Here is a 21,949-nt window from a genome sequence, read left to right on the forward strand (position 1 = left end):
CTTTATTGAAAAAAGTACAGCTGTTTGTTAACTATACTCCTTCCTGGATTATAACCTTAGTTTTGGCGCATTACCATCACGTATCCTTTTTGAGTAGTATAGGAGCCATCGCAAATTTTTACTTTTAACACGTAATAGTAAGTTCCATCGGTTAAATTGCCCCCGTTCCAGTTATTCTGATACGATTTTGCTTTATATACTTCACTGCCCCAACGGTTTATTAGTACGACCTCATTTTCGGGATAGTTTTGAATATTGGTAATGGTCCAGGTATCATTTACTCCGTCTCCGTTCGGAGAGAACACGTTTGCTACCTGTAAATTACTTAGGCCCAAGTTAGGATTAACCGTTAAAGTAGTAACCCCGCTGGTGCAGGCACTGGTTTGGGTAGTTACTCCTATTGCTCCTTCTTTACTGCCTGCCGGAGCGTTTACTTTAATTCGGATAGTTCCCTGCCCCTCCGTTATACTCCAGCCTTCAGGCACGGTCCAGTTGTAACCGGTAGCACCTGTTACAGCATCAACAGAATAGGTTAATCCGGTACAGGCCGAACTTTCGTCTTTAATAAATGCGGGAGCAAGGGGCGCCGAATTTATAGAAACCGCCAAAGTACTGGGAATGCTGCTCGTACAAGCATTAAATGCCGTTACGGAAATAGTACCTTCCGTAGAACCAGCATTTACTTTAATGGTATTTGTGTTGTCTCCAGTTACAATTTTCCATCCTGCTGGTAAGCTCCAGGTATAACCGGTTGCTCCGCTTACAGCAGCTACAGAATAAGTTAATTCCGTTTGATTAGAACAAACAATTGTAGGACCCGAGATAGAATCAATGGGTACCTCTGCCGAACCACCTGGGTTAATGGTTATAGCGGAAACGTCGCTAATACCACATCCGTTTATAACTTGTACGGAAATAGTAGCTGCTTGTGCCCCTGCTGTTACTTGAATGCTGGTAGTTCCCAGGCCGGCCGTAATTACCCAATCACCTGCTGCTTCCAAATTCCACTGGTAAGCTATTGCCCCTTGTACCGGATCAATGGTGTACGTTATATTCTGTTGGCCACTACAAATTAAAGCTTTACTATCACCCCCAATAGGTCCCGGTACAAAGGCTGATTCACTGGCAGAAGTAACGGCTAAAACACCTGTTATCCCGCTTCCGCAAGCAGTAGCAACGGTTACTTCAACGTTACCAGTTTCCTGGCCGGCCGTTACCAAAATAGAGTTGGATCCTTGACCAGATTCAATCTTCCAATCTTGCGGAACTTTCCAGTTATAACCCGAGGCTCCGTTTACGCTGGCTATCTGGTAAATTTGGCTGTTACTACCCGCACATTGTTCTTTGGCACCAATTATTTGCGGCGGCTCTGTAGGTAAAGTAAATATGTTCACGGCAAAAGAACTTGCCGGCCCCGACCCGCAGCCGTTAACTGCTTTTACCGTTAAATTGCCACTTTTAGAGCCAGCTTGTACTACTACATCTGTTGTTCCCTGTCCCGAAATTATGCGCCAACCATCTGCCTCTGGCACCTCCCAGAAATAACCCGACACCCCACTTACCGCATCTATAGAATAGTTTAAATTTGTTTCTCCGGCACAAGCCTGCTGATCGCCGCTGATAATACCCGGCGCAATTGCCGCCTCGGTTGTAACTGTTACAACTAAATCACTGGCACTTACCGCTGCTCCGCAGCCATTTCTAGGCAGAACGGAGATGGTACCCGAATTTGTTTTAGCATTAACTTTAATTTGAGTAGTTCCCTGGCCCGCCGTTATTTCCCAACCGGTTGGCACTGTCCAGACGTAATTAGAAACATTGGCAACCGGTACTACGCTGTAAATTATATCTGTTTGATCACGGCATACACTCGGGCTACCCGTAATTTCGCCTAATGCAGTTGGTTCCGTAGTACTAGGTGTAACAGTTAAAGTAACTGAGTTACTTTCAAAACAATTGTTTTTTGCTTTTACCGCCAAAGTACCACCTGTTCCAGTGGTTGACACGGTAATTGCAGCTGTTCCGGCTCCAGCGGTAATCGTCCAGCCTTCGGGTAATTCCCAAACGTAACCCGTAGCGCCCGGTACGGCCGTAGCGGTATATTTAATACCAGTGCTACCATTACACGGAATAGATTCACCGGTTATAGCTGCTGGAGCAGCCGGTTTGGCCGTAACCGAAACAGCTAATGGAACACTGGCTGGTCCAGGCCCACAGTTATTATACGCTACCACGTAAATAGCACCGTTTTTTGTGCCGGCAGTAACAGTTATAGTATTGGTAGTTTGGCCCGAAGTAATTAACCAGCCTTCCGGCACAGACCAGTTATAAATAGTTACCCCGGGTATAGCGGCTACCGAATAAGTAAGATTTGTTTCATTAACACATACCGTAGTTTTACTGGCAGTTACACTACCCAGTGAAGGCGGTCGGCTAGTAGATGGCACTACTTTTTTCTGGCTCGCAAGAGAACTTTCACCGCAAATGTTTTTAGCCTTAACAGTTATATAACCTTCCTTAGCTCCTGCTTTTACCGTTATTTGCGTTGTTCCCTGACCTGCCGTAATTGTCCAGCCGCTTGGCACTGTCCAGACATAAGAAGTTGCTCCGGATACTGCTTTAACGGAATAGCGAAGATTAGTGCTGCTCGCGCAAACATTAGTATTACCGGTAATAGTAGCTGGTACCGATGGCGGGGTTTTAACTGGTGTTACAATTACGGTTCGAGCTTCGCTGTTGCCGCAATTGTTAATTGCTGCTACAGAAATATTTACCGGATTACTACCAGCCGTCACTGTAATGGTTTTCTGATCCGGACTAACGGATGTAATTTCCCAACCAGCCGTTGGTTGGCCATTCGTACCCAAAATCTGCCAGTTATAGCCATTGGCACCTGTTACTCCTGGTACAGAAAAAGTTAATCCGGTAGTACCCGCACAAGGAGCTAAAGTAGCTGCCTGAATGTTTGCCGGAACTGGCAATTTAATTTCAGGCGTAATAGTTAAAAATTGTTCCTGACCGAAACCGCACTCATTACTTAAACTTACACTCAAACTTCCCCCACCTGGCTTTATCAATACCGAAACTGAATCGCGGGTAGTATTACCTACTAATTCCAGATTACCTACTACTTTCCAGGCGAAAGCAGTTGCTCCCGTAGCTTTTACCCGATAGGTTACCGTTGTACCACTGCACGGCGTAAGTAAGCCCGTAATTGGCCCCGAAGAAATGGCGCCAATAGCATTTACTGTAATAGCAATTGCCTCGGAAGTACCGCAATAATTTACGGCAGCTACGGTAATAGTACCTTGGGTATTAACAGCCGTAGATGGAGCTATAACCTGAATTTGATTAGTTCCTTGTCCGGATAGAGTCCAACCAACCGGAACTATCCAGTTATACTGGTTACCCGCCACGCCTGTAACAGTAAACAAACCACTTTGTGTACCCACACAAACAGAAGAAGGTCCAGTAACAGTAGTTGGTTTAATCGGATCGCCTAAGGTTGGCTTAATACGTAAGGTACTGGCCGGGCTAGTGCCACAAAAGTTCTTTGCTCTAACAAAAATAATTACTTCTTCCTGGCCAGCTTTTACTCTGATCTGTGCGGTATTTTGCCCAGCAACAATCTCCCAACCGCCATTTTTAGTTGAATCGCCGGGAGTGCCAATCACCCATTCATACGATTGGGCATTAGCCACCGGTTCAATCTGGTAAGTAAAGTATGTTTCTGTATTCCGAATGCAAGGATTAAGGCCGTTTGGATCGTTGGTTGTAATTGGCCCCGGTGGTAAGGCAATTAAAGTAGTAGCCGTAACTTCTAAAGTACTTGGTTCACTGTCGCCGCACCCATTGTTTACCGTAACAGCAACAAACCCTTCCGAGGCAGTAGGATCATCGGGAGTACTTACTGGCAATTCTACGGTAATAGAATTGGTAGGGGATTCGCCATTTTCCGTTGGTAAAATTTTCCAGCCTGATGGAACAATCCAGGTATAAGACTGAACTCCCGGAATGGCTGCTACGCTAAAAACACTCGTTTTACTCCCAATACATACCTGGCTAGGACCGGTAATTTCGCCCGGATTAGAAATTTTTGCGCAAATAGCCGGAACGATACTAGCTGAATTATTCTCAAAATTATCGTCGGTAACCGTACCCAATATTGTGGCAGTGTTACCAATTCCTCCCGGATTTTTAATTCTTACTTTGATGGTAAGTGTAATTACTTCGCCGTTTTTAAATTCACTGGTTGTCCATTGAAAAACGCGGGAGTCTTTATTAAAAGAAAAAGTATTTACCTGTTTACCCGCGATAGAACTTCGCGCTGTGGCCTCAATATACTCCAGATCTACATCTAATTGATCGACAATTCTTATGTTATAATCGTTAATAGGCCCATAATTGCGACCTACAATAGTAAAGGTAACTACCTCCCCCACAGAGTAAGGATTGACCCCATTTTGTCCGAGACTTTTGGTTTTAGTAATTCCTAAATCAGTAGAAGTAGTAACCGGATTATTTTTGTTTAATACAACCTTACTGCTTAAGGAGAGTAACCGGCCACCGTTAATAGCCGCATCTTTACCCAGTCGAATAGAATTCTGGGCCAATATGTTGCCGGCCAAATTGCTTCTGGTTCCAATATTAACCGTATCTGTTACCTGCCAGAAAATATTCATCCGCCGGGCATTATTTAACAACCTTATAGTGGTACTTGCGGCTGTTATCAACCCCCCTCTTACCTGAAAAATAAATATAGCATTCGGATCATTGGCAGCGTCCAGGTTAATTGTGCCACTAAGCGTAGTAGTATTATCAAATGTATACACCCCCGGACTTAAAACTTGACCGTTTAAGCTGGTGCCCGTTAAATTTTTATCCGGAGTAGTAACCAGTGCGTTTATGCTATTGTAAGCACTTTGCAGATCGGTTTGTGCTTGTTGAGCCGTAGCATCGCCTGGGTGCGCAGTACCGTTAAGCATAGCGGCTGTAAAACCTTGAATAGTATTTCCCGGCCACACGCCAATATTACCACTAACCTTAGTTGCATCTCTATTGTAAATACCCGTTCCAGCCAGAATAGTAAAATCAGTAGCGGTACCCAGGTTAGGTCTTGTTTGAGTGCTACCTTTAAAAACAAAGCCGAGAAGAAACAAAGATAAAAGTATAACTTTTTTCATTTAACCAACTCAACAACCAAAATAAAACGCTGATTCTGCATTAACCAACTTAAAAATAAATACAATTTTAATCTATACAAATTTATTTAAATAGTTTATTTTCTACTAATAAATAGTAAATAAAAAATTGATTATTAATTAAATAAAGGCATCTTAAATAAAAATAATAGTATTAACAACAATAAAGAGTAAACCCTATAATACTCTAATCTTACTTGTATAATACAAGCAGTAAGAATTAAAGCAAATTCAATGTTAGTTGATTTAATTTTTGCACTTTAACATTATTTATATTAAAATAATCAATAATCGTCCGTAAGCAGCTGTACCAAGCAGGTAGGAAGGTGAGTAATTATTAAATAACTCTATTTTGATCTGCATTGTAATAATATAATCAAGGAGAATGGATATAGCCAGCCTTACTATTTCCTTTATACATACTCCCAAAGAAGAACTTTGCTTCGAGAGGAGTTAAGAAGTACGTACAACAGGGCAAAAGAAGTTAATATATCTAACTAAATTTTCTGTATTCTATCAGGCAAATAATATGGTTTAAGAACCAAGCATAAACGCATAAGCGCTTTATGTTTATACGTTATATGTTTAAATATAAAGTGCTTACAAAGAAAGATGTAAATCGTGGGCTGTTTTTTCGATTAATTGACGTGCGTATTCTTTCTTAATTTCTAAAGGTTTACCGTCGGCGTACTCGTTTATCATACCCGGAGATAAAATCATATTTACCACATTTTCTCCTACTTCTTGCGCAATGTGTGTTTGCACCGCCTGAATTCGCTGCCGGCGTAACATTGCTTCGTCCGCTCCGACTAATGGCTCGGCGCGGCGCGGCCGGAAAGGACGTTGGTGGGTAAGTTGTAATTCTTCTGCTTCTTGCCAGGCTTTGTCCAGCACATACCGATACTCTTTAAAAGTTTGATTATCTTTTAACTGCCCCATTAAGCCTTTTGTGCTTTGCCAGCTTCTAAAATCGGTTACGGGCTGTAAAGCAAGAGCCACTAAGGTTTCGTTGGCAATAACCATGGCCGGCGGCCGATTGTACTGTTGGGCTAATTGGTTACGAAAATTAAATAATTGTTTTAGTAAATATTGCTGAAAGTAAGTCAACCGTTCCGAACCTTTTAATTTTAAGTACCGTTCCGATTGTTCTTTTATTTCTAAATCTTCTAATAATTGGCATTCTTCGGCCAGCCAAAGCCCACGCTCTAATGCTACCAACTCCTGCCAAAGCACATCTTTTAATTCGTGCAAGTGTAATACATCGGTAGCGGCGTAGGTAAGTTGGTCTTCGGTGAGGGGCCGGATATTCCAATTACTTACCTGGTTGGTTTTATCTACTTCAATCCCGAAAAGTAGCTGTAAAATGTTGGCGTACGACGTACGCTGGTGATTTAGTAAACGGGTCGCAACTTCTGTATCAAAAATTCCCCTTGGCCGGCAACCTAGTTTTTTCAGCAGCAATATATCGTTCGTAGAAGAGTGTATAATTTTAGTAATATGCGGATCATCTACCAGCTCCCACAAAGGTTCCAGGTCTGCAATTGTAAAAGGGTCGATTAAATAGCATTGTTGCCGGTCGGCAATTTGTATTAAACATAAATTTAAACCATACGTGTACCGGTTATCATCAAATTCTAAATCTAATGCTAGTTCCGGCGACTGTGCTAATTGCGTTACAGCCGCTAAAAAATCGGTTTGGGTAGAAATGTACGAGAAAAAACGGCCAGTCGACCGCAATGCATATGCCATACTTACGGATTTATCGCAACAAGCAGCAATTTACAATTATAATACGCAAGGCAAATTTTTGACTAGTATTTACAATACATCTTTTAAGATTTGCCAGGTATTTTCCGCCAGGATTTTTTGCCCTTGAGCCGTTGGGTGCACCCCATCGCCCTGATTTAAACTACGTTCACCGGCTACTCCTTCGAGCAGAAATGGAATAAAAGACAGATTATTTTTTTCGGCCAATTGCCGGAAAACTACTCGAAATTGAGCAGCGTAAGCCCCGCCCATGCTAGGGGGAATTTCCATACCGGCCAAAACAATTTTTACGTTTGGGTATTTTGCTTTTACTTTATCAACAATAGCTTGCAGGTTATCTTTGGTAGATTGGGGCGGAATACCTCGCAACCCATCGTTTGCGCCCAACTCAAGCACAAATACATCTACGGGTTGTTTTAATATCCAATCAATCCGGTTTTTACCGCCAGCGGTAGTTTCTCCGCTTAAACCAGCATTTATTACTTTATAAGGTAAATCTAAAGAATCTATTTTCTTTTGTATAAGGGCCGGGAAAGCTTCGGAAGGCTGCAGGCCATAACCAGCCGTTAAACTATTACCAAAAAATAATATTGTCTTCATAACAACAGGTTTCTTCTTTTCCGGACTAGCCAATTTTGGTACGTCGGCTTGTTTTTCTTCGGTGCTGCCAGAATTACAACCGGCTGCCAGTAGTACGAAAAAAGAAGCAAAAAGAAAGTTTAAATAAGTGCGCACAGGTAATTATTTTAAAAATTATATAAATATGTAAACATGTATAACCGCTTACTGGTTTTGGGTGGTGTATGTTTAGTTTATAAACTCTGCTAAATACGTTAAAAATTGATTGGCGGTCAGCTATATTCTTTAATCAAGCGTAAGTAGTAGTTCATAAATTTTCATAATCTATATAGGAACGATCTTTTTAATCGTTTCAGAAATAATTATTTAATCAGAAATTTAGTACTGTGGCTATATTACGCGTAGAGCAGCTCGGCAAATCGTACCGGAGCGGCGGCAAAGAACTTAACGTTTTACATGATATTTCCTTTACCCTTAACGCCGGCGACACCTTTGCTATTGTCGGACCATCAGGCAGTGGCAAAACCACCTTGCTGGGTTTATGCGCTGGCTTAGATGCTGCTACTACTGGTTCTGTGGAGTTAAACGGCATCCGGCTAGAAAACCTTTCCGAAGATGAACGGGCTCAGGTCCGTAATCAGTACGTTGGCTTTATCTTTCAGAATTTTCAACTAATTCCTACGCTTACTGCATTAGAAAATGTAATGGTACCGTTAGAACTACGGGGTGAAAAACAGGCGGGAAAACAAGCATTGGAGTTACTAGAGCGAGTGGGGTTGCAACATCGGCATCATCATTACCCTTCGCAACTATCTGGTGGCGAGCAGCAACGGGTAGCTTTGGCTCGGGCTTTCTCTAATCAACCTAAAATTTTGTTTGCCGATGAACCAACGGGTAATCTGGATGCTGAAACCAGCGAAAAGGTAGTAAATCTGCTCTTCGATTTAAACCGGGAAAGGGGTACAACCTTGGTTTTAGTAACGCACGATCTGGAATTAGCAGGAAAAACGCAGCGGCTTATTCGCATTAAAGGCGGTCACGTTATTTCTGATTCAGTATTAGCTTAAAATGGTAGCAAGTAGTAAGTATCAGGAATCAGGACAGTGTTTAATCACTCCTTCTTAAATTAAACGGTACAACCTACCAGTAGAAGGCTTCTGCTTAATTTACTTTATTTTAGTATTAAGGCAAGTCCTGATACTTGTGTCCTGGTACTTATGTCTCAAAAAACATGGATAGAATATTAATAAAACCTAAGTTACAACTGGATTGGCTTTTAAAAATGGCTTGGCGGGATAGCCGCCGGAACCGTTCGCGGCTGCTGTTGTTTGTATCTTCTATCATTCTGGGAATTGCCGCCTTAGTTGCCATTCAATCGTTCAGCGAAAATCTCCGCGACGATATTGACAACCAGGCCAAAACTTTACTGGGTGCTGATTTGGGTATTTACACCAACCAATCGGTAACTAAACCCATGCAGAAGATTTTACATAACTTAGGTGGCCGCCAAGCGCGCGAATATTACTTTGCCTCCATGATTTTATTTCCCAAAAACAATGGCAGTCGCTTAGTTCAGATTAGAGCTTTGCAAGGCAATTATCCGTTTTATGGGGCTATTGAAACCACACCCGCTACAGCCAGCCAAACGTTTCGGAGCGGCCGTAATGCTTTAGTAGACAAAACAGTATTACTGCAATTTAATGCTCGCCCGGGCGATTCGGTTAAAATCGGGAATCTTACTTTTAAGATTGTGGGAGAGTTAAACAAAATACCGGGGCAAACAGGAATAGCGGCGTCCATGGCGCCGGCGGTTTATATTCCCATGCAATATTTAGATCAAACGGGTTTAATGCAAAAAGGCAGTCGTATTAATTACCGGTTTTATTATCAATTTCCGGCAAAAACTGATGTAGACAAGCTGGTAAAACGAATTGAGCCCCAACTTGAAAAAGACGGATTAAGCTACGAAACCATCGCTTCTAAAAAAGAAAACACCGGAAAAGCCTTTAGCGATTTAACGCGCTTTTTAACATTAGTGGGCTTTATTGCTCTTTTACTAGGCTGTGTAGGCGTAGCTAGTGCTGTGCACATTTACGTTAAAGAGAAAATTCAGACAATTGCCATTTTACGTTGTCTGGGAACCCAAAGTAAACAAGCATTTTACATTTACCTGATTCAGATTCTAGCCATGGGGATGTTAGGTTCTATTATTGGGGTAATTTTAGGTACTTTGGTGCAGCGGGTTTTACCTGTGGTTTTAGCCGATTTCCTGCCGGTAGATATTACGGTAAGCATTTCCTGGAAAGCCATTTTATTAGGAATTGGTACCGGTCTGTTTATTTCCTTTTTATTTGCTTTGCTGCCTCTGGTTTCTATCCGCAACATCTCGCCTCTTAATACCCTACGGGTTTCTTTTGAAACAGAAAAACTGCAACCTGATGTTTGGCGCTGGGCGGTTTATGGCTTAATAATATTTTTTATTTTAGGGTTTGCGGCCTTGCAGATGGACACGCTAAAACAGGCTGCTTACTTTACCGGAGGCTTGTTAGTAGCTTTTCTGGTGCTAGCCGGAATTGCCAGTTTATTTATCTGGTTAGTGCGCCGATTTTTTCCTGTATCGTGGAGTTATTTGTGGCGGCAAAGTATTGCAAATTTATATCGGCCCAATAACCAAACGTTAATCTTAATTGTTGCCATCGGCTTAGGCACGGGTTTAATTGCTACTTTATTTTTTATTCAAAACCTGCTTATTGGCCAGGTAACCCTTTCGGGCAGCGGCAATCAACCTAATATGGTATTATTTGATATTCAGACGAACCAAAAAGACCAGGTGGCTGCTTTAGCTAAGCAATACAAATTACCTTTAATGCAACAGGTACCAATAGTAACCATGCGCCTCGAAGGAGTTAATGGCCGCACGGATGGTGATGTAAGAAAAGACAGTACCTTAAGAGTACCGAAATGGGCGTTTACCCGAGAGTACCGCGTTACTTACCGCGACACGTTGATTAGTTCTGAAAAAATTGCGAAAGGTAAATGGCATGGCACCATAACCGGTTTAAACGATACTATTTACGTTTCGCTGGATGAGAATTTTGCGGAAAGGATAAAAGTAAAACTGGGAGACACTTTATTATTTAACGTGCAGGGTGCACCGGTACAAACTATTGTTGGCAGTTTTCGCAAAGTAGACTGGAACCGCATACAAAGTAATTTTTTAGTTTTATTTCCGAAAGGAATTCTGGAAGAAGCACCGCAGTTCCATGTAATTGCCACGCAGGTACGTTCCAATAAAAATTCTGCCGATTTTCAACGGGCTTTGGTTACTCGATTTCCGAATGTATCCGTAATTGATTTAGCTCTTATTCTTACTACCCTGGACGATATTTTAAGTAAAATTGCCTTTGTCATCCGGTTTATGGCAGGCTTTAGTATTGCTACCGGCATCCTGGTATTAATCGGTTCGGTGCTGATCAGTAAATTTCAGCGCATTCAGGAAAGCGTTCTGTTACGTACTTTAGGTGCCAGTCGCCGTCAAATATTAATTATAACTGCGCTGGAATACTTCTTTTTAGGAGCTCTGGCCGCTGCAACGGGTTTAACCCTGGCTATTGGGGGGAGTTGGGCTCTCGCCCGTTACTCTTTTGAAATACCTTTTACTCCCGCCTGGCTGCCTATTATAATTTTATTTACTGCTGTAACCTTACTTACCGTTTTTATCGGTTTATTTAATAGCCGCAGTATTTTAAACCGGCCACCGTTAGAAGTATTACGCAGCGAAGTAGTTTAATTTACGTTAAGTCAAAATTGGTTTAGTTATTACTAACGTCATAATTTCGGTTAGTAATATATCCGCATCAATTGGCTTAGAAATAAACGTATTGGCTCCTAATAATAACGACTTAATATGCTCCTGATGGTCACTGGGGCTGGTAACAACAATAATAGGAATATTGCTTTTATGCCCCATCTTTTCCCGAATATGCCTGGTAGCGGTGTAGCCATCCATTTCCGGCATATTCACATCCATCAAAATAAGATCATAATGTTGCTCAGCGAGTTTCTCCACGGCTTCTTTACCAGTTTCTACTATATCTAAAGCAAAACCAAAATCCTCTATTACTTTTTTTATCATCAACTGATTAAGCTTGTTATCCTCAGCCAGAAGAATCTGTAACTCACTCATTCTTAATTCTATTTAATTATCTTATTTTAATTGTATACAAAGATAACCAGATAAATAATCGATGGTTTTGTATCGCTCGATTATCAGAAATCTTAATATGAATATCCTATAAATTTCCCGTTTATATACAAAAAGCTCTACTTTACTACAAATTATACGAGCATTTCTATCAAGTATAAATATCGGAATAATACAAATATACACCTCATTGAGCTTATCTCTTTAAAGTTAAACAAAACCGTAACATTTGCTAGTATTACCTTGCAACTCATTACGCAACCCCTTACCTTAGGCAATTAGTAATAATTTATTGTTATTAAAGCGCAGTAACTACTTCCTATGAAATACACTCGTAACGATTTTCTAAAAACAGCTGGCTTAGGCTTAGCGGCTAGTGTAATGCCTATTTCTTTTAATAAACTGGTGGCGCAAAATCCGGTTAATTCTAAACCAGAACGCCTGAAATTAGGCTTAGCATCTTACACCTTGCATAAGTTTAATCTCGACGATACCATTAAAATTTTGCAACGCTTAGAATTAAAAGAAGTATCGCTGAAAGATATGCATTTACCTTTTGATGCCACGGCCGCTCAGCTCCAGGAAATGACCTCAAAAGTTCGGCAGGCGGGTATAAATCTGTATGGCGTTGGGGTGATTTACATGAAATCGGAGCAGGAAATAGACCGGGCCTTTGCTTATGCTAAAAATGCGGGCGTTAAAATGATTGTGGGCGTACCTAACCACGAATTATTACCTTACACCGAAAAAAAAGTAAAAGAATACGACATACGAGTAGCCATTCATAATCATGGCCCGGGTGATAAAGTATATCCTAGCCCGGAAAGTGTTTATGAAAAAATTAAAGGTCTGGATAAACGTATTGGCTTGTGCATCGATATTGGGCATACGCAACGAATTGGCTTAGACCCCATAAAAGACACTTTACGTTTTGCCGACCGGCTGTATGACGTGCATATAAAAGATGTAACGGGCAGCACCGAAAAAGATACTCCCACCGAAATTGGCCGTGGTGTAATTGATATTCCGGGCTTTCTGCGGGCACTTCTAAAAATAAAATATGCCGGTAGTGTATCTATGGAGTACGAAAAAAATGCTAACGATCCGGTACCTGGTTTAGCTGAATCGGTTGGTTATACCAGAGGCGTGTTACGCTTAATTTAACTATAAGCAGTCTTTAATTCACTTTAAATCAGAATAATCCTTTAGATAGAAATTTGACTGAAGGTACATGCATTTAGCTCTGACTATCCTAAAAGTGCATTGTTTAACTAAGCAATACACTTTTAGGATAGTTACTGGTTGATTTTCGACTTAACAGAATTCTTTCGGAGAACAACACTTAAATTAACTTTCGATACAGCTATTTCTTGCTATTAACTTTTCTGGCTAGTTTAGGTAAAGTAGGTTTATAGTTGAGCCTACTTTATTTGTATCCAGGCTATTCATTTACGTTGAGAGTAATGGTAATTACAGGAGCAGTTGTATTAAGTTTCATATTTATTTTATTAGGAGTTATTTACAACTTTCAGGATAGACTTATTTTCTTTCCTGAGAAATTACCCCACGATTATAGATTCTCCTTTGCTAATCCCTTTCAAGAACTATTTTTCAAAGCTTCTGATGGAGCGGAGATTCATGCCTTGCACTTCCGGGTAAAAGAACCAAAAGGAGTAATCCTTTATTTTCATGGAAATGCCGGAAGCTTACGTACATGGGGCTACCTGGCGGAAGAGTACACCCCCTACCACTACGATGTTTTTATGGTTGATTACCGTGGATTTGGTAAAAGCACTGGTATACGTACCGAAGCAGCTTTGCATAAGGATGCGCAGTTAGCTTACCAGCATTTAGTACAGGAATATGAAGAAAGTAAAATTATAGTATTTGGCCGTTCACTCGGTACCGGCATTGCTGTTCTTGTAGCGGCTCAGAATCAACCGAAATGCTTAATACTAGAAACACCGTTCTTTAATTTTGCCGATGTAGCAAAAACACATTATTCATTTCTGCCGGTTACTTTATTATTAAAATATGCTTTCCGATCAGATGAGTGGATTCAAAAAGTAAATTGTCCGATTTATATCTTTCACGGCACTTCGGATAATGTAGTTCCTTACCCTTCCGGGGAAAAATTAGCCCAGTTAGCAGATCCGGCTAAAACAAAGTTTATTACCATTCAGAACGGCAACCACAACGATTTAAGTAATTTCCGGCAGTATCAGCAGGTTCTACAAGCCATTTTAGAATAAAAAATAGCTTAAGCGCTACAAACACCTAAGCTACCAACTTAAACCCTGTATGAGAATTGAAAACGTTTTACAATCCTCAGAAAACGTTATATAATAAAATGATAAAACTCCGGCCGGTTATTAATGTACTCGCAATTGAAGTTGCGCTCGGCCATACGTTGCACCAGCGCGTCAAAATCAGACGGATTTTTTAACTCAATTCCAACCAAGGCTGGACCTTTTTCCCGGCTGTTCTTTTTGGTGTATTCAAAGTGGGTAATATCGTCGGTGGGGCCTAAAATATCATTCACAAATTCTTTTAACGCCCCAGCCCGTTGCGGAAAGTTCACAATAAAATAGTGTTTCAGACCTTCGTACAACAGCGAGCGTTCTTTAATTTCTTCGGTGCGGGTAATGTCGTTATTTCCTCCGCTTACTACGCACACCACAGTTTTTCCTTTAATTTCGTCTTTAAAGAAATCCAGAGCGGCAATACTTAAAGCACCTGCCGGTTCCACCACCATCGCCTCTTCGTTGTAAAGCTGCAAAATAGTAGAACATACTTTTCCTTCGGGCACTGTAATTACTTTATCCAGGTTTTCCCGGCAAATTTGCAAGGTTAAATCGCCTACTGCTTTTACAGCCGCACCATCTACAAACTTATCAATGTGGTCCAGGGTAATCTTTCTACCGGCTTCGATTGATTTTTTCATGGCCGGAGCGCCTTCCGGCTCAATACCAATAAGAGTAGTTTCAGGACTTTCTTCCCGGAAATAACTAGATACTCCAGATGCTAAACCGCCCCCACCTACTGGTAGCAAAAGCAAATCAATTGGCTGGCGCATGGCTTCCAAAATTTCCAAACCAACCGTACCCTGGCCGGCCATAACCTGCGGATCGTTGAAGGGGTGAATAAAGACTTTATTATTTTTATTCGAAAACTCCAGAGCCTGGTGATAAGAGTCATCGAAAGTATCGCCCGTAAGCACCACTTCTACGTGCTCTTTCCCAAATAATTGTACTTGTTTTAATTTCTGCTGAGGGGTAGTTACCGGCATAAAAATATGGCCTTTAATGCCCATTTTATGACACGAGTAGGCTACACCTTGCGCATGATTACCGGCACTGGCACAAACAACGCCATTCGCTAATTGCTCTGAGGCCAGACTGCTCATTTTGTTATAAGCTCCACGCAGTTTGTAAGAGCGCACCACCTGCAAATCTTCGCGTTTCAGGTAAATATTAGCCTGGTATTTTTCCGATAAATTTACACTCCTAAGCAGCGGCGTATGATTCACAACGTCCTGCAAACGGGCGGCAGCTACTTTAACATCCTCGGCGCTTATCAGAGTCGCCTTTTCTACCTCAACTTCTTCTTCCGACATGACTTTATTTAGTTGTTCGTTGTTGGTTACTCGTTGTTCGTTAGAATTTAATTTCATAATAACATTACTACTCCTTAAAAGTAAATTCAGCCGGAAAGCAACTTTTATCTAAATCGAACAACGAACAACGAGTACTAACAACTAATATTAATTATTTTGTGGGCGCAGTTTACGAACCTGAGCGCCAGCTTGCCACATTTCTGAATCGCGTAGTTCTTTTAATTCAGCATCCAACTTTTCGCGGTAATCGGGCTGGCTGTTGGTATCGATAGAACGTTGCGCCTCTTGGCCAGTAGCTACGCTTTCGTATAATTCTTCAAATACCGGAGCTACGGCGTCGCGGAACTTGTTTTTCCAGTCTAATGCGCCCCGTTGAGCTGTTGTAGAACAGTTGGCATACATCCAATCCATACCATTTTCAGCTACCAGCAGAATTAAGCTTTCGGTTAATTCTTCTACTGTTTCGTTGAAAGACTCTGATGGAGAATGGCCTTTTTTGCGTAACAGGTTGTACTGGGCTTCCAAAATGCCGGCTAAAGCACCCATTAACGTACCACGCTCACCAGTTAAATCAGAATAAACTTCTTTTTTAAAGTCGGTTTCGAATAAGTAACCAGAACCTACGCCAATACCCAGAGCAATTACTTTTTCGCGGGCTTTTCCAGTAGCATCCTGGAAAACAGCAAAGCTGGAATTTAAACCTTTCCCTTCCAGGAACATACGACGTAAGCTGGTACCAGAACCTTTTGGTGCCACTAAAATTACATCTACATCGGTCGGCGGCACAATACCCGTACGTTCTTTGAAAGTAACGCCAAAGCCATGAGAGAAATACAAGGTTTTGCCTGGTTTAAGGGCATTTTTTACCATTGGCCAAGCAGCAATCTGGCCGGCGTCTGAAAGTAAGAATTGCAAAATAGTACCGCGTTCGCAGGCTTCTTCCAGTTCAAATAAAGTTTCGCCAGGAACCCAGCCATCATTTACGGCTTTTTCCCAGGTTTTTGAATCTTTCCGCTGCCCAACAATTACATTAAATCCGTTGTCGCGTAGGTTTAATGCTTGGCCAGGACCTTGCACGCCGTAACCGAGTACCGCAATTGTTTCATTTTTTAAAACTTCTCTTGCTTGCTCCAAAGGAAATTCTTCCCGGGTTACAACACTTTCTTCAGTTCCGCCAAAGTTGATTTTTGCCATTGTTTTTAAATAGTTTATAGATTATTATAATAGGTTTCTTTTTTTAGACTCTAAATACTAGCTATTAGATTCTGGACTTCTCAGTTGATGTACTTTAACTTCGTCTCTCCAATGGCATTGTATCCAAATTGGAACTAGACTTTTAAAATTTCTAGCTTACTAGTCCAACCTCTAGTGTCTTGTATCTAGCGTCTTTTGTCTATCACGAACTTACAAATAAGCTTCTTCCTGTTCGCGCAGGTAAGTGCTTAAATCTTTCATGTGTTTGGTAATGGCAATGCGGCCACTACGGGTAAATTGCAGAATACCAAAGGGTGCTAACTTTTCGAATAATGCCCGGGTTTCGTTGCTGTGGCCCGTTTTTTCAATAATAATGTAGTTAGTATCCACCGTTAGAATTCGGGCGTTGCTGTCGCGCACAATTCCTTCTACCTGACTGCCATTAATCATGGAGCTCATTGGTATTTTATACATCGCAATTTCCTGGAAAACGGTTTCTTCTTCCGGGTAAAACGAAGCCCGTAGCACATCTACTTGTTTTGCAATTTGTTTTACAAGCTTTTCTACTTGGGCAAAAGTAGTTTTAATAATAATAGTGTAGCGATACACGTTTTTCACTTCCGACTCTGAGACGGTAATACTCTCGATGTTGATATGACGTCGGGTAAAAATGATGGTGATGCGGTTAAGCAGACCAACTTTATTTTCGGTAAAGGCAAAAATGGTATACGTTTTTTCTTCGCCTAAATCTATCTGGTAATCTTCTATCGCCATTGCTGTGGGTGAATACGAATTGCAGTACTGGTATATTTTTTTTCTGAAAGCCTGTTTATAAACTTACACTATGCTTTTTACTACTAAGAGGCTAACTAAATTTTTCTCACCCTTCTCCATCTGAAGAAGGGTGAGAAATAAGGCATTAGGATAAGCGAATATTAGCTACGGAGTCGCCGGCTGGCACCATGGGAAACACGTTATCTTCCTTCTCTACTACTACTTCCAATACATACGGCCCTTCGTGGTCGAGCATGGCTTGAATAGAGTCTTGCAGATTTTCCCGTTCGGTTACTTTACTGGCAGCAATACCATAAGCTTTGGCAATACCCACAAAATCCGGGTTTACCATTTCGGTAAAGGAGTAGCGTTTCTGGTGGAATAATTGCTGCCACTGGCGTACCATGCCTAAAAAGTTATTATTTAAAATCAGCACTTTTACCCCAATCTGGTACTGAAAAATACAACCTAACTCTTGCAAGGTCATCTGGAAACCACCATCGCCAATAACCGCAATTACCTGGCGATCGGGAGCTCCTACTTTAGCACCCATAGCGGCGGGCAAACAGAAACCCATGGTTCCTAAACCACCAGATGTTATGTTGCTGCGACGGATATCTTTAAAATTGTAATAGCGCATGGCTGTCATTTGGTGCTGACCCACATCGGTAACAAGCACCGCCTGGCCTTCTGATAACTCTGAAACCTGATGAATTACTTCGGCCATTTTTAACTTTCCTTCTGTTGGAAGTATTTCAGGGGCCATTACTTTTTCGTACTCAATTTTAGCACATTCGTTAAATTTCTGTAACCAGGCTTCGTGCTTGTTTTCGTTTACTAAAGGCAAAAGTGCTTGCAAGGCCGCTTTGGCATCTGCATTTACAGCTACATCTACCCGAATATTTTTATTTATTTCGGCTGGATCAATCTCAATATGAATAATTTTAGCCTGCTGGGCATAACGCTTTAAGTCGCCGGTTACCCGGTCGTCGAAACGCATTCCTATAGCAATTAAAACGTCGCACTCATTTGTTAATAAGTTAGGCCCGTAATTACCGTGCATACCCAGCATACCCACATTAAGCGGGTGGTCGGTAGGCAAGGCCCCTAAGCCCAAGATAGTCCAGGCAGCCGGAATACCAACTTTTTCAATGAATGCCTGTAAGTCTTGCTGCGCATTAGCCAGTAATACCCCTTGTCCCCAAAGCACATAAGGCTTTTTAGCATTATTAATTAATTCGGCGGCGGCAGCAATGGATTTTTCGTTCAGTTTAGGTACCGGGTAATAACTCGAAATGCGTTTACATTTCTTGTATTCAAACTCGAACTTGGCATTTTGTGCGTCTTTGGTAATATCAATTAACACCGGACCCGGCCGACCAGAAGTAGCAATGTAGAAAGCTTTGGCAATAGCTTCAGGAATCTCTTCGGCACGGGTAACCTGGTAATTCCATTTGGTAACCGGCATGGTAACGCCTAAAACATCTGTTTCCTGGAAAGCATCCGTACCCAGTAAGTGCGAAAATACCTGACCAGTTATACATATCAGAGGAGTAGAATCAATTTGAGCATCGGCGATACCTGTAATTAAGTTGGTAGCACCCGGACCAGATGTAGCAAAACAAACTCCTGGTTTGCCAGTAATACGCGCGTAACCTTGGGCGGCGTGAGCGCCACCTTGTTCGTGGCGCACTAAGTGATGTTTTAGTTGATCTTTAAAGTCGTATAGGGCATCATAGATAGGCATAATGGCTCCGCCCGGATACCCGAATATCGTATCGACCCCTTCTTCGAGTAAAGAAAGCAACAGCCCCTGGGCTCCTGTTACTATTTTCTTCTCGGTTGCTGTTACCTTTTCCTTTTCTGTTGCCTCAGCTACTAGTGCATTCATGACTTTTGGACTTTAGAACTTGGGTATATTTATGGTTTATATTAGTATATAAGCCATTTTTAATGCAAATAATTTCACTTTCACCTAATTTCCGTTAAGCAAAACGGAATAGGTCAATTTTTAAGTTATCTATCGGTTACGCAACCTTCGGAGGCCGATGAAACCGTTTTAGCGTATTTATATAAAATACCCGAATTTTTGCGTAATGGCCGGGGTTGCCAGGCTGCCCGGCGTTTCGCAATTTCTTCTTCGCTTAAATCTACTTCTAAGCGATTGTTTACGGCATCAATGGTTATTTTATCACCATTCTGAAGTAAGCCAATCATACCGCCCACGTGCGCTTCCGGGGTAATGTGGCCTACCACAAAACCGTGCGTACCGCCCGAGAAACGTCCATCGGTAATTAAAGCTACCGATTTACCTAAGCCCGCTCCCATAATTAAAGAAGTAGGTTTCAGCATTTCGGGCATACCCGGTCCTCCTTGCGGCCCTTCGTACCGAATTACTAACACATCGCCTTCTTTAACCTGACCCGATAAAATACCATCGTTGGCTTCAAACTCGCCGTCGAATACTACTGCGGTACCGGTAAAAACTTCGCCTTCTTTACCCGTGATTTTAGCAACCCCACCTTGCTCAGCTAAATTGCCATAAAGAATGCGGATGTGACCCGTTTCTTTTATCGGCTGATCCAGCGGCATAATTACATCTTGTCCTTCGGCCATGTCAGGCACATTTTCTAAATTCTCGGCAATAGTTTTACCCGTAACGGTTAAGCAATCGCCGTGTAGTAAACCAGCTTTCAATAACATTTTCATCACGGCCGGAATACCGCCAATTTTATGTACGGCTTCCATGTGGTACTTGCCACTGGGTTTCATATCGGCTAGTAGCGGGGTTTTATCGCTGATGCGTTGGAAATCATCAATGGTTAGATCTATACCCGCTGTTTTGGCAATCGCTAATAAATGCAATACCGCATTAGTAGAACCACCCAAAACAGTAAGCACCACCATGGCATTTTCGAAAGCCTTTTTGGTCATGATGTCCAAGGGCTTAATATCTTTAGCCAGAAGTTCCCGGATGGCAATACCAGCCTGCACCGACTCTTCGGCTTTTTCCGGGCTAATAGCTGGGTTAGAAGAATTATAAGGCAAGGTCATCCCCATTGCTTCGGCGGCGGAGGCCATGGTATTAGCGGTATACATACCACCGCAGGCACCTGCACCCGGACAAGCATGTTCTATTACACCTTTAAAATCTTCCGGCGAAATAGTACCGGCGTATTTTTCACCCAGCGCTTCAAACGCCGAAACAATATCTAATTTCTTACCCGCAAATTTACCGGCCGCATCGCAGTAGTTACCGGGGGCAATGGTACCACCATAAACCATAATAGCCGGACGGTTTAAGCGGGCAAAGCTGATCAGCGCACCCGGCATATTCTTGTCGCAACCTACCACGGCCACTACGCCATCGTAGCTTTGCGCATTTACTACTGTCTCAATAGAATCAGCAATAAGATCGCGCGACGGTAAAGAATAACGCATGCCAGGGGTCCCCATAGAAATGCCATCACTTACCCCAATGGTATGGAACACTAAACCAATTACATCCTCGGTGGTATTTACCCCATTTTTAACCAGTTTAGCTAAATCATTCAGGTGCATATTACACGGGTTGCCATCGAACCCGGTACTCACCACCCCAATCTGGGCCTTTTTCAGGTCGTCGTTGCTTAAGCCAATAGCGTGCAACATAGCCTGGGCGGCCGGATTGGTTTCTTCCTGGGTAACGAGGTAACTGTAACGGTTTAATGTAGTACTCATTTTGGTTCCTTTATTTTAAAGCTTTTAAGGTTATATAACTGCCTTATTTCTAAATCTTAGAATCTGCTATGATTAAAACTTATCAGCGCTTTATGCCTATAATTTTAACCATTATGGTAAAAAAAAGCGCCACTCTGTTGAAGGAATGGCGCCGAGTATATTTTATCAAAATAGATTACACCATCCATCGTTTAGCGTCGATAATGACGCTAAGAATAATTCGGTTCAGGACAGATGAAGTAAATAACATGAGATCTTCTTTCGGGTAATTTGTTTGTTAAAGCGTCGCTAATGTAAAAACAATTTTTAAAAACCAAAAATTAAGATTTTAATTTCTATTCATTTTTTTGATTTCAGTTCGAAAATCACAAAGTTTCAACTTAGTTTTATTTAAAATTTTACAACAAAAAAAATCATTTAAAGGAGTATGTTAAGAAATTTTTAAATTTTTAGCTTTCCTTTTGTAAAATGATGAAAATTATAGAAATACTCTTTTAAACCAAACAACTACTCCCTGATAATCAGGCACAAACATTAATCTTTTACTATTTACCCCTATCTCCGAAAAACTAAATCTTTCTGATTACAACGAATCGTATTTACCTTTCATATTGCTTAAAATGCCTTTCTTTATATAACCTACCCGGTTTACAACTTTATTTTAGTAGGAAACTTTTCTTCGCCAAAATTTTAGAAATTGGTGTTACCCAGATTTGAGCTTCTCCATTTATCTAATTTTTTCATTAACAGAAAAACTAAATTGCGGGAGTAAATTACCCTGACAAATTCCGGTTTTTTGCTTTTAGTAAGGGGAGTTTTATAACAATTTGCTTTTTGTTGTTAGACAGAACGTAATAAATTAAGTAACTGACTGAAAGTTTTGTTTACTTTGTT

The 21,949-nt window shown here is 41.4% G+C and carries 13 protein-coding genes; 4 read left to right on the forward strand and 9 right to left on the reverse strand.

Annotated features, from left to right (window positions below; all coding sequences use genetic code 11):
• Positions 1 to 56: 56 nt before the first annotated feature.
• The 3 genes from HUW48_RS22640 to HUW48_RS22650 all read right to left on the reverse strand — a co-directional run bounded on the left by HUW48_RS22640 (position 57) and on the right by HUW48_RS22650 (position 7,703).
• A complete protein-coding gene (locus HUW48_RS22640; protein WP_182413095.1) occupies positions 57 to 5,183 on the reverse strand; it encodes an ice-binding family protein in 5,127 nt (1,708 codons plus the stop codon).
• 618 nt (positions 5,184 to 5,801) lie between these two features.
• Positions 5,802 to 6,950 (reverse strand): ribonuclease D, encoded by a 1,149-nt coding sequence (locus tag HUW48_RS22645; RefSeq protein ID WP_182413096.1) that lies wholly within the window; start codon positions 6,948 to 6,950, stop codon positions 5,802 to 5,804.
• Between the two features lie 69 nt (positions 6,951 to 7,019).
• Complete coding sequence (locus tag HUW48_RS22650) at positions 7,020 to 7,703, reverse strand: arylesterase (protein WP_246343585.1); 684 nt, start codon at positions 7,701 to 7,703, stop codon at positions 7,020 to 7,022.
• 230 nt (positions 7,704 to 7,933) lie between these two features.
• Between HUW48_RS22650 and HUW48_RS22655 the strand changes: the two genes are divergently transcribed.
• Together HUW48_RS22655 and HUW48_RS22660 are read left to right on the forward strand one after the other, a co-directional pair.
• Positions 7,934 to 8,614 (forward strand): ABC transporter ATP-binding protein, encoded by a 681-nt coding sequence (locus HUW48_RS22655; RefSeq protein ID WP_182413097.1) that lies wholly within the window; start codon positions 7,934 to 7,936, stop codon positions 8,612 to 8,614.
• Between the two features lie 164 nt (positions 8,615 to 8,778).
• Positions 8,779 to 11,337 carry an ABC transporter permease gene (locus HUW48_RS22660; RefSeq protein ID WP_246343586.1) on the forward strand — a complete coding sequence of 853 codons (2,559 nt, stop codon included), beginning with the start codon at positions 8,779 to 8,781 and terminating at the stop codon, positions 11,335 to 11,337.
• Positions 11,338 to 11,343: 6 nt separating this feature from the next.
• Here HUW48_RS22660 and HUW48_RS22665 read toward each other — a convergent pair whose 3' ends face one another.
• Positions 11,344 to 11,733 (reverse strand): response regulator, encoded by a 390-nt coding sequence (locus HUW48_RS22665; RefSeq protein WP_182413098.1) that lies wholly within the window; start codon positions 11,731 to 11,733, stop codon positions 11,344 to 11,346.
• A gap of 339 nt (positions 11,734 to 12,072) precedes the next feature.
• On the opposite strand from HUW48_RS22665, the gene HUW48_RS22670 reads away from it, so the two are divergent.
• Positions 12,073 to 12,915 (forward strand): sugar phosphate isomerase/epimerase family protein, encoded by an 843-nt coding sequence (locus tag HUW48_RS22670; protein WP_182413099.1) that lies wholly within the window; start codon positions 12,073 to 12,075, stop codon positions 12,913 to 12,915.
• 299 nt (positions 12,916 to 13,214) lie between these two features.
• The gene (locus HUW48_RS22675; RefSeq protein WP_182413100.1) at positions 13,215 to 14,003 is read left to right on the forward strand and encodes an alpha/beta hydrolase; all 789 of its coding nucleotides are present in this window, start codon (positions 13,215 to 13,217) and stop codon (positions 14,001 to 14,003) included.
• A gap of 86 nt (positions 14,004 to 14,089) precedes the next feature.
• Here the strand turns inward: HUW48_RS22675 and ilvA are convergent, their stop codons facing one another.
• From ilvA to ilvD, 5 genes are all read right to left on the reverse strand, one after another.
• The gene (gene ilvA, locus HUW48_RS22680) at positions 14,090 to 15,367 is read right to left on the reverse strand and encodes a threonine ammonia-lyase IlvA (protein ID WP_182416489.1); all 1,278 of its coding nucleotides are present in this window, start codon (positions 15,365 to 15,367) and stop codon (positions 14,090 to 14,092) included.
• 147 nt (positions 15,368 to 15,514) lie between these two features.
• On the reverse strand, positions 15,515 to 16,561 hold the full coding sequence (gene ilvC / locus HUW48_RS22685) for a ketol-acid reductoisomerase (protein ID WP_182413101.1): 1,047 nt from the start codon (positions 16,559 to 16,561) through the stop codon (positions 15,515 to 15,517).
• Between the two features lie 210 nt (positions 16,562 to 16,771).
• Positions 16,772 to 17,335 (reverse strand): acetolactate synthase small subunit, encoded by a 564-nt coding sequence (gene ilvN, locus HUW48_RS22690; protein WP_182413102.1) that lies wholly within the window; start codon positions 17,333 to 17,335, stop codon positions 16,772 to 16,774.
• A gap of 145 nt (positions 17,336 to 17,480) precedes the next feature.
• The gene (gene ilvB, locus HUW48_RS22695; RefSeq protein ID WP_182413103.1) at positions 17,481 to 19,226 is read right to left on the reverse strand and encodes a biosynthetic-type acetolactate synthase large subunit; all 1,746 of its coding nucleotides are present in this window, start codon (positions 19,224 to 19,226) and stop codon (positions 17,481 to 17,483) included.
• Positions 19,227 to 19,351: 125 nt separating this feature from the next.
• Positions 19,352 to 21,055, reverse strand: a complete 1,704-nt coding sequence (ilvD, locus tag HUW48_RS22700; protein ID WP_182413104.1) for a dihydroxy-acid dehydratase — start codon at positions 21,053 to 21,055, stop codon at positions 19,352 to 19,354.
• Positions 21,056 to 21,949 lie beyond the last annotated feature (894 nt).

The sequence above is a fragment of the Adhaeribacter radiodurans genome, from assembly GCF_014075995.1.
Classification (GTDB): Bacteria; Bacteroidota; Bacteroidia; order Cytophagales; family Hymenobacteraceae; genus Adhaeribacter; species Adhaeribacter radiodurans.

What these genes read in the sequence shown, in the direction of transcription:
- HUW48_RS22640 (WP_182413095.1), bottom strand. Translation starts at nt 5,183, where the DNA reads ATGAAAAAAGTTATACTTTTATCTTTGTTTCTTCTCGGCTTTGTTTTT.
- HUW48_RS22645 (WP_182413096.1), bottom strand. Translation starts at nt 6,950, where the DNA reads ATGGCATATGCATTGCGGTCGACTGGCCGTTTTTTCTCGTACATTTCT.
- HUW48_RS22660 (WP_246343586.1), top strand. Translation starts at nt 8,779, where the DNA reads ATGGATAGAATATTAATAAAACCTAAGTTACAACTGGATTGGCTTTTA.
- HUW48_RS22665 (WP_182413098.1), bottom strand. Translation starts at nt 11,733, where the DNA reads ATGAGTGAGTTACAGATTCTTCTGGCTGAGGATAACAAGCTTAATCAG.
- HUW48_RS22670 (WP_182413099.1), top strand. Translation starts at nt 12,073, where the DNA reads ATGAAATACACTCGTAACGATTTTCTAAAAACAGCTGGCTTAGGCTTA.
- HUW48_RS22675 (WP_182413100.1), top strand. Translation starts at nt 13,215, where the DNA reads ATGGTAATTACAGGAGCAGTTGTATTAAGTTTCATATTTATTTTATTA.
- ilvA (WP_182416489.1), bottom strand. Translation starts at nt 15,367, where the DNA reads ATGTCGGAAGAAGAAGTTGAGGTAGAAAAGGCGACTCTGATAAGCGCC.
- ilvC (WP_182413101.1), bottom strand. Translation starts at nt 16,561, where the DNA reads ATGGCAAAAATCAACTTTGGCGGAACTGAAGAAAGTGTTGTAACCCGG.
- ilvN (WP_182413102.1), bottom strand. Translation starts at nt 17,335, where the DNA reads ATGGCGATAGAAGATTACCAGATAGATTTAGGCGAAGAAAAAACGTAT.
- ilvB (WP_182413103.1), bottom strand. Translation starts at nt 19,226, where the DNA reads ATGAATGCACTAGTAGCTGAGGCAACAGAAAAGGAAAAGGTAACAGCA.
- ilvD (WP_182413104.1), bottom strand. Translation starts at nt 21,055, where the DNA reads ATGAGTACTACATTAAACCGTTACAGTTACCTCGTTACCCAGGAAGAA.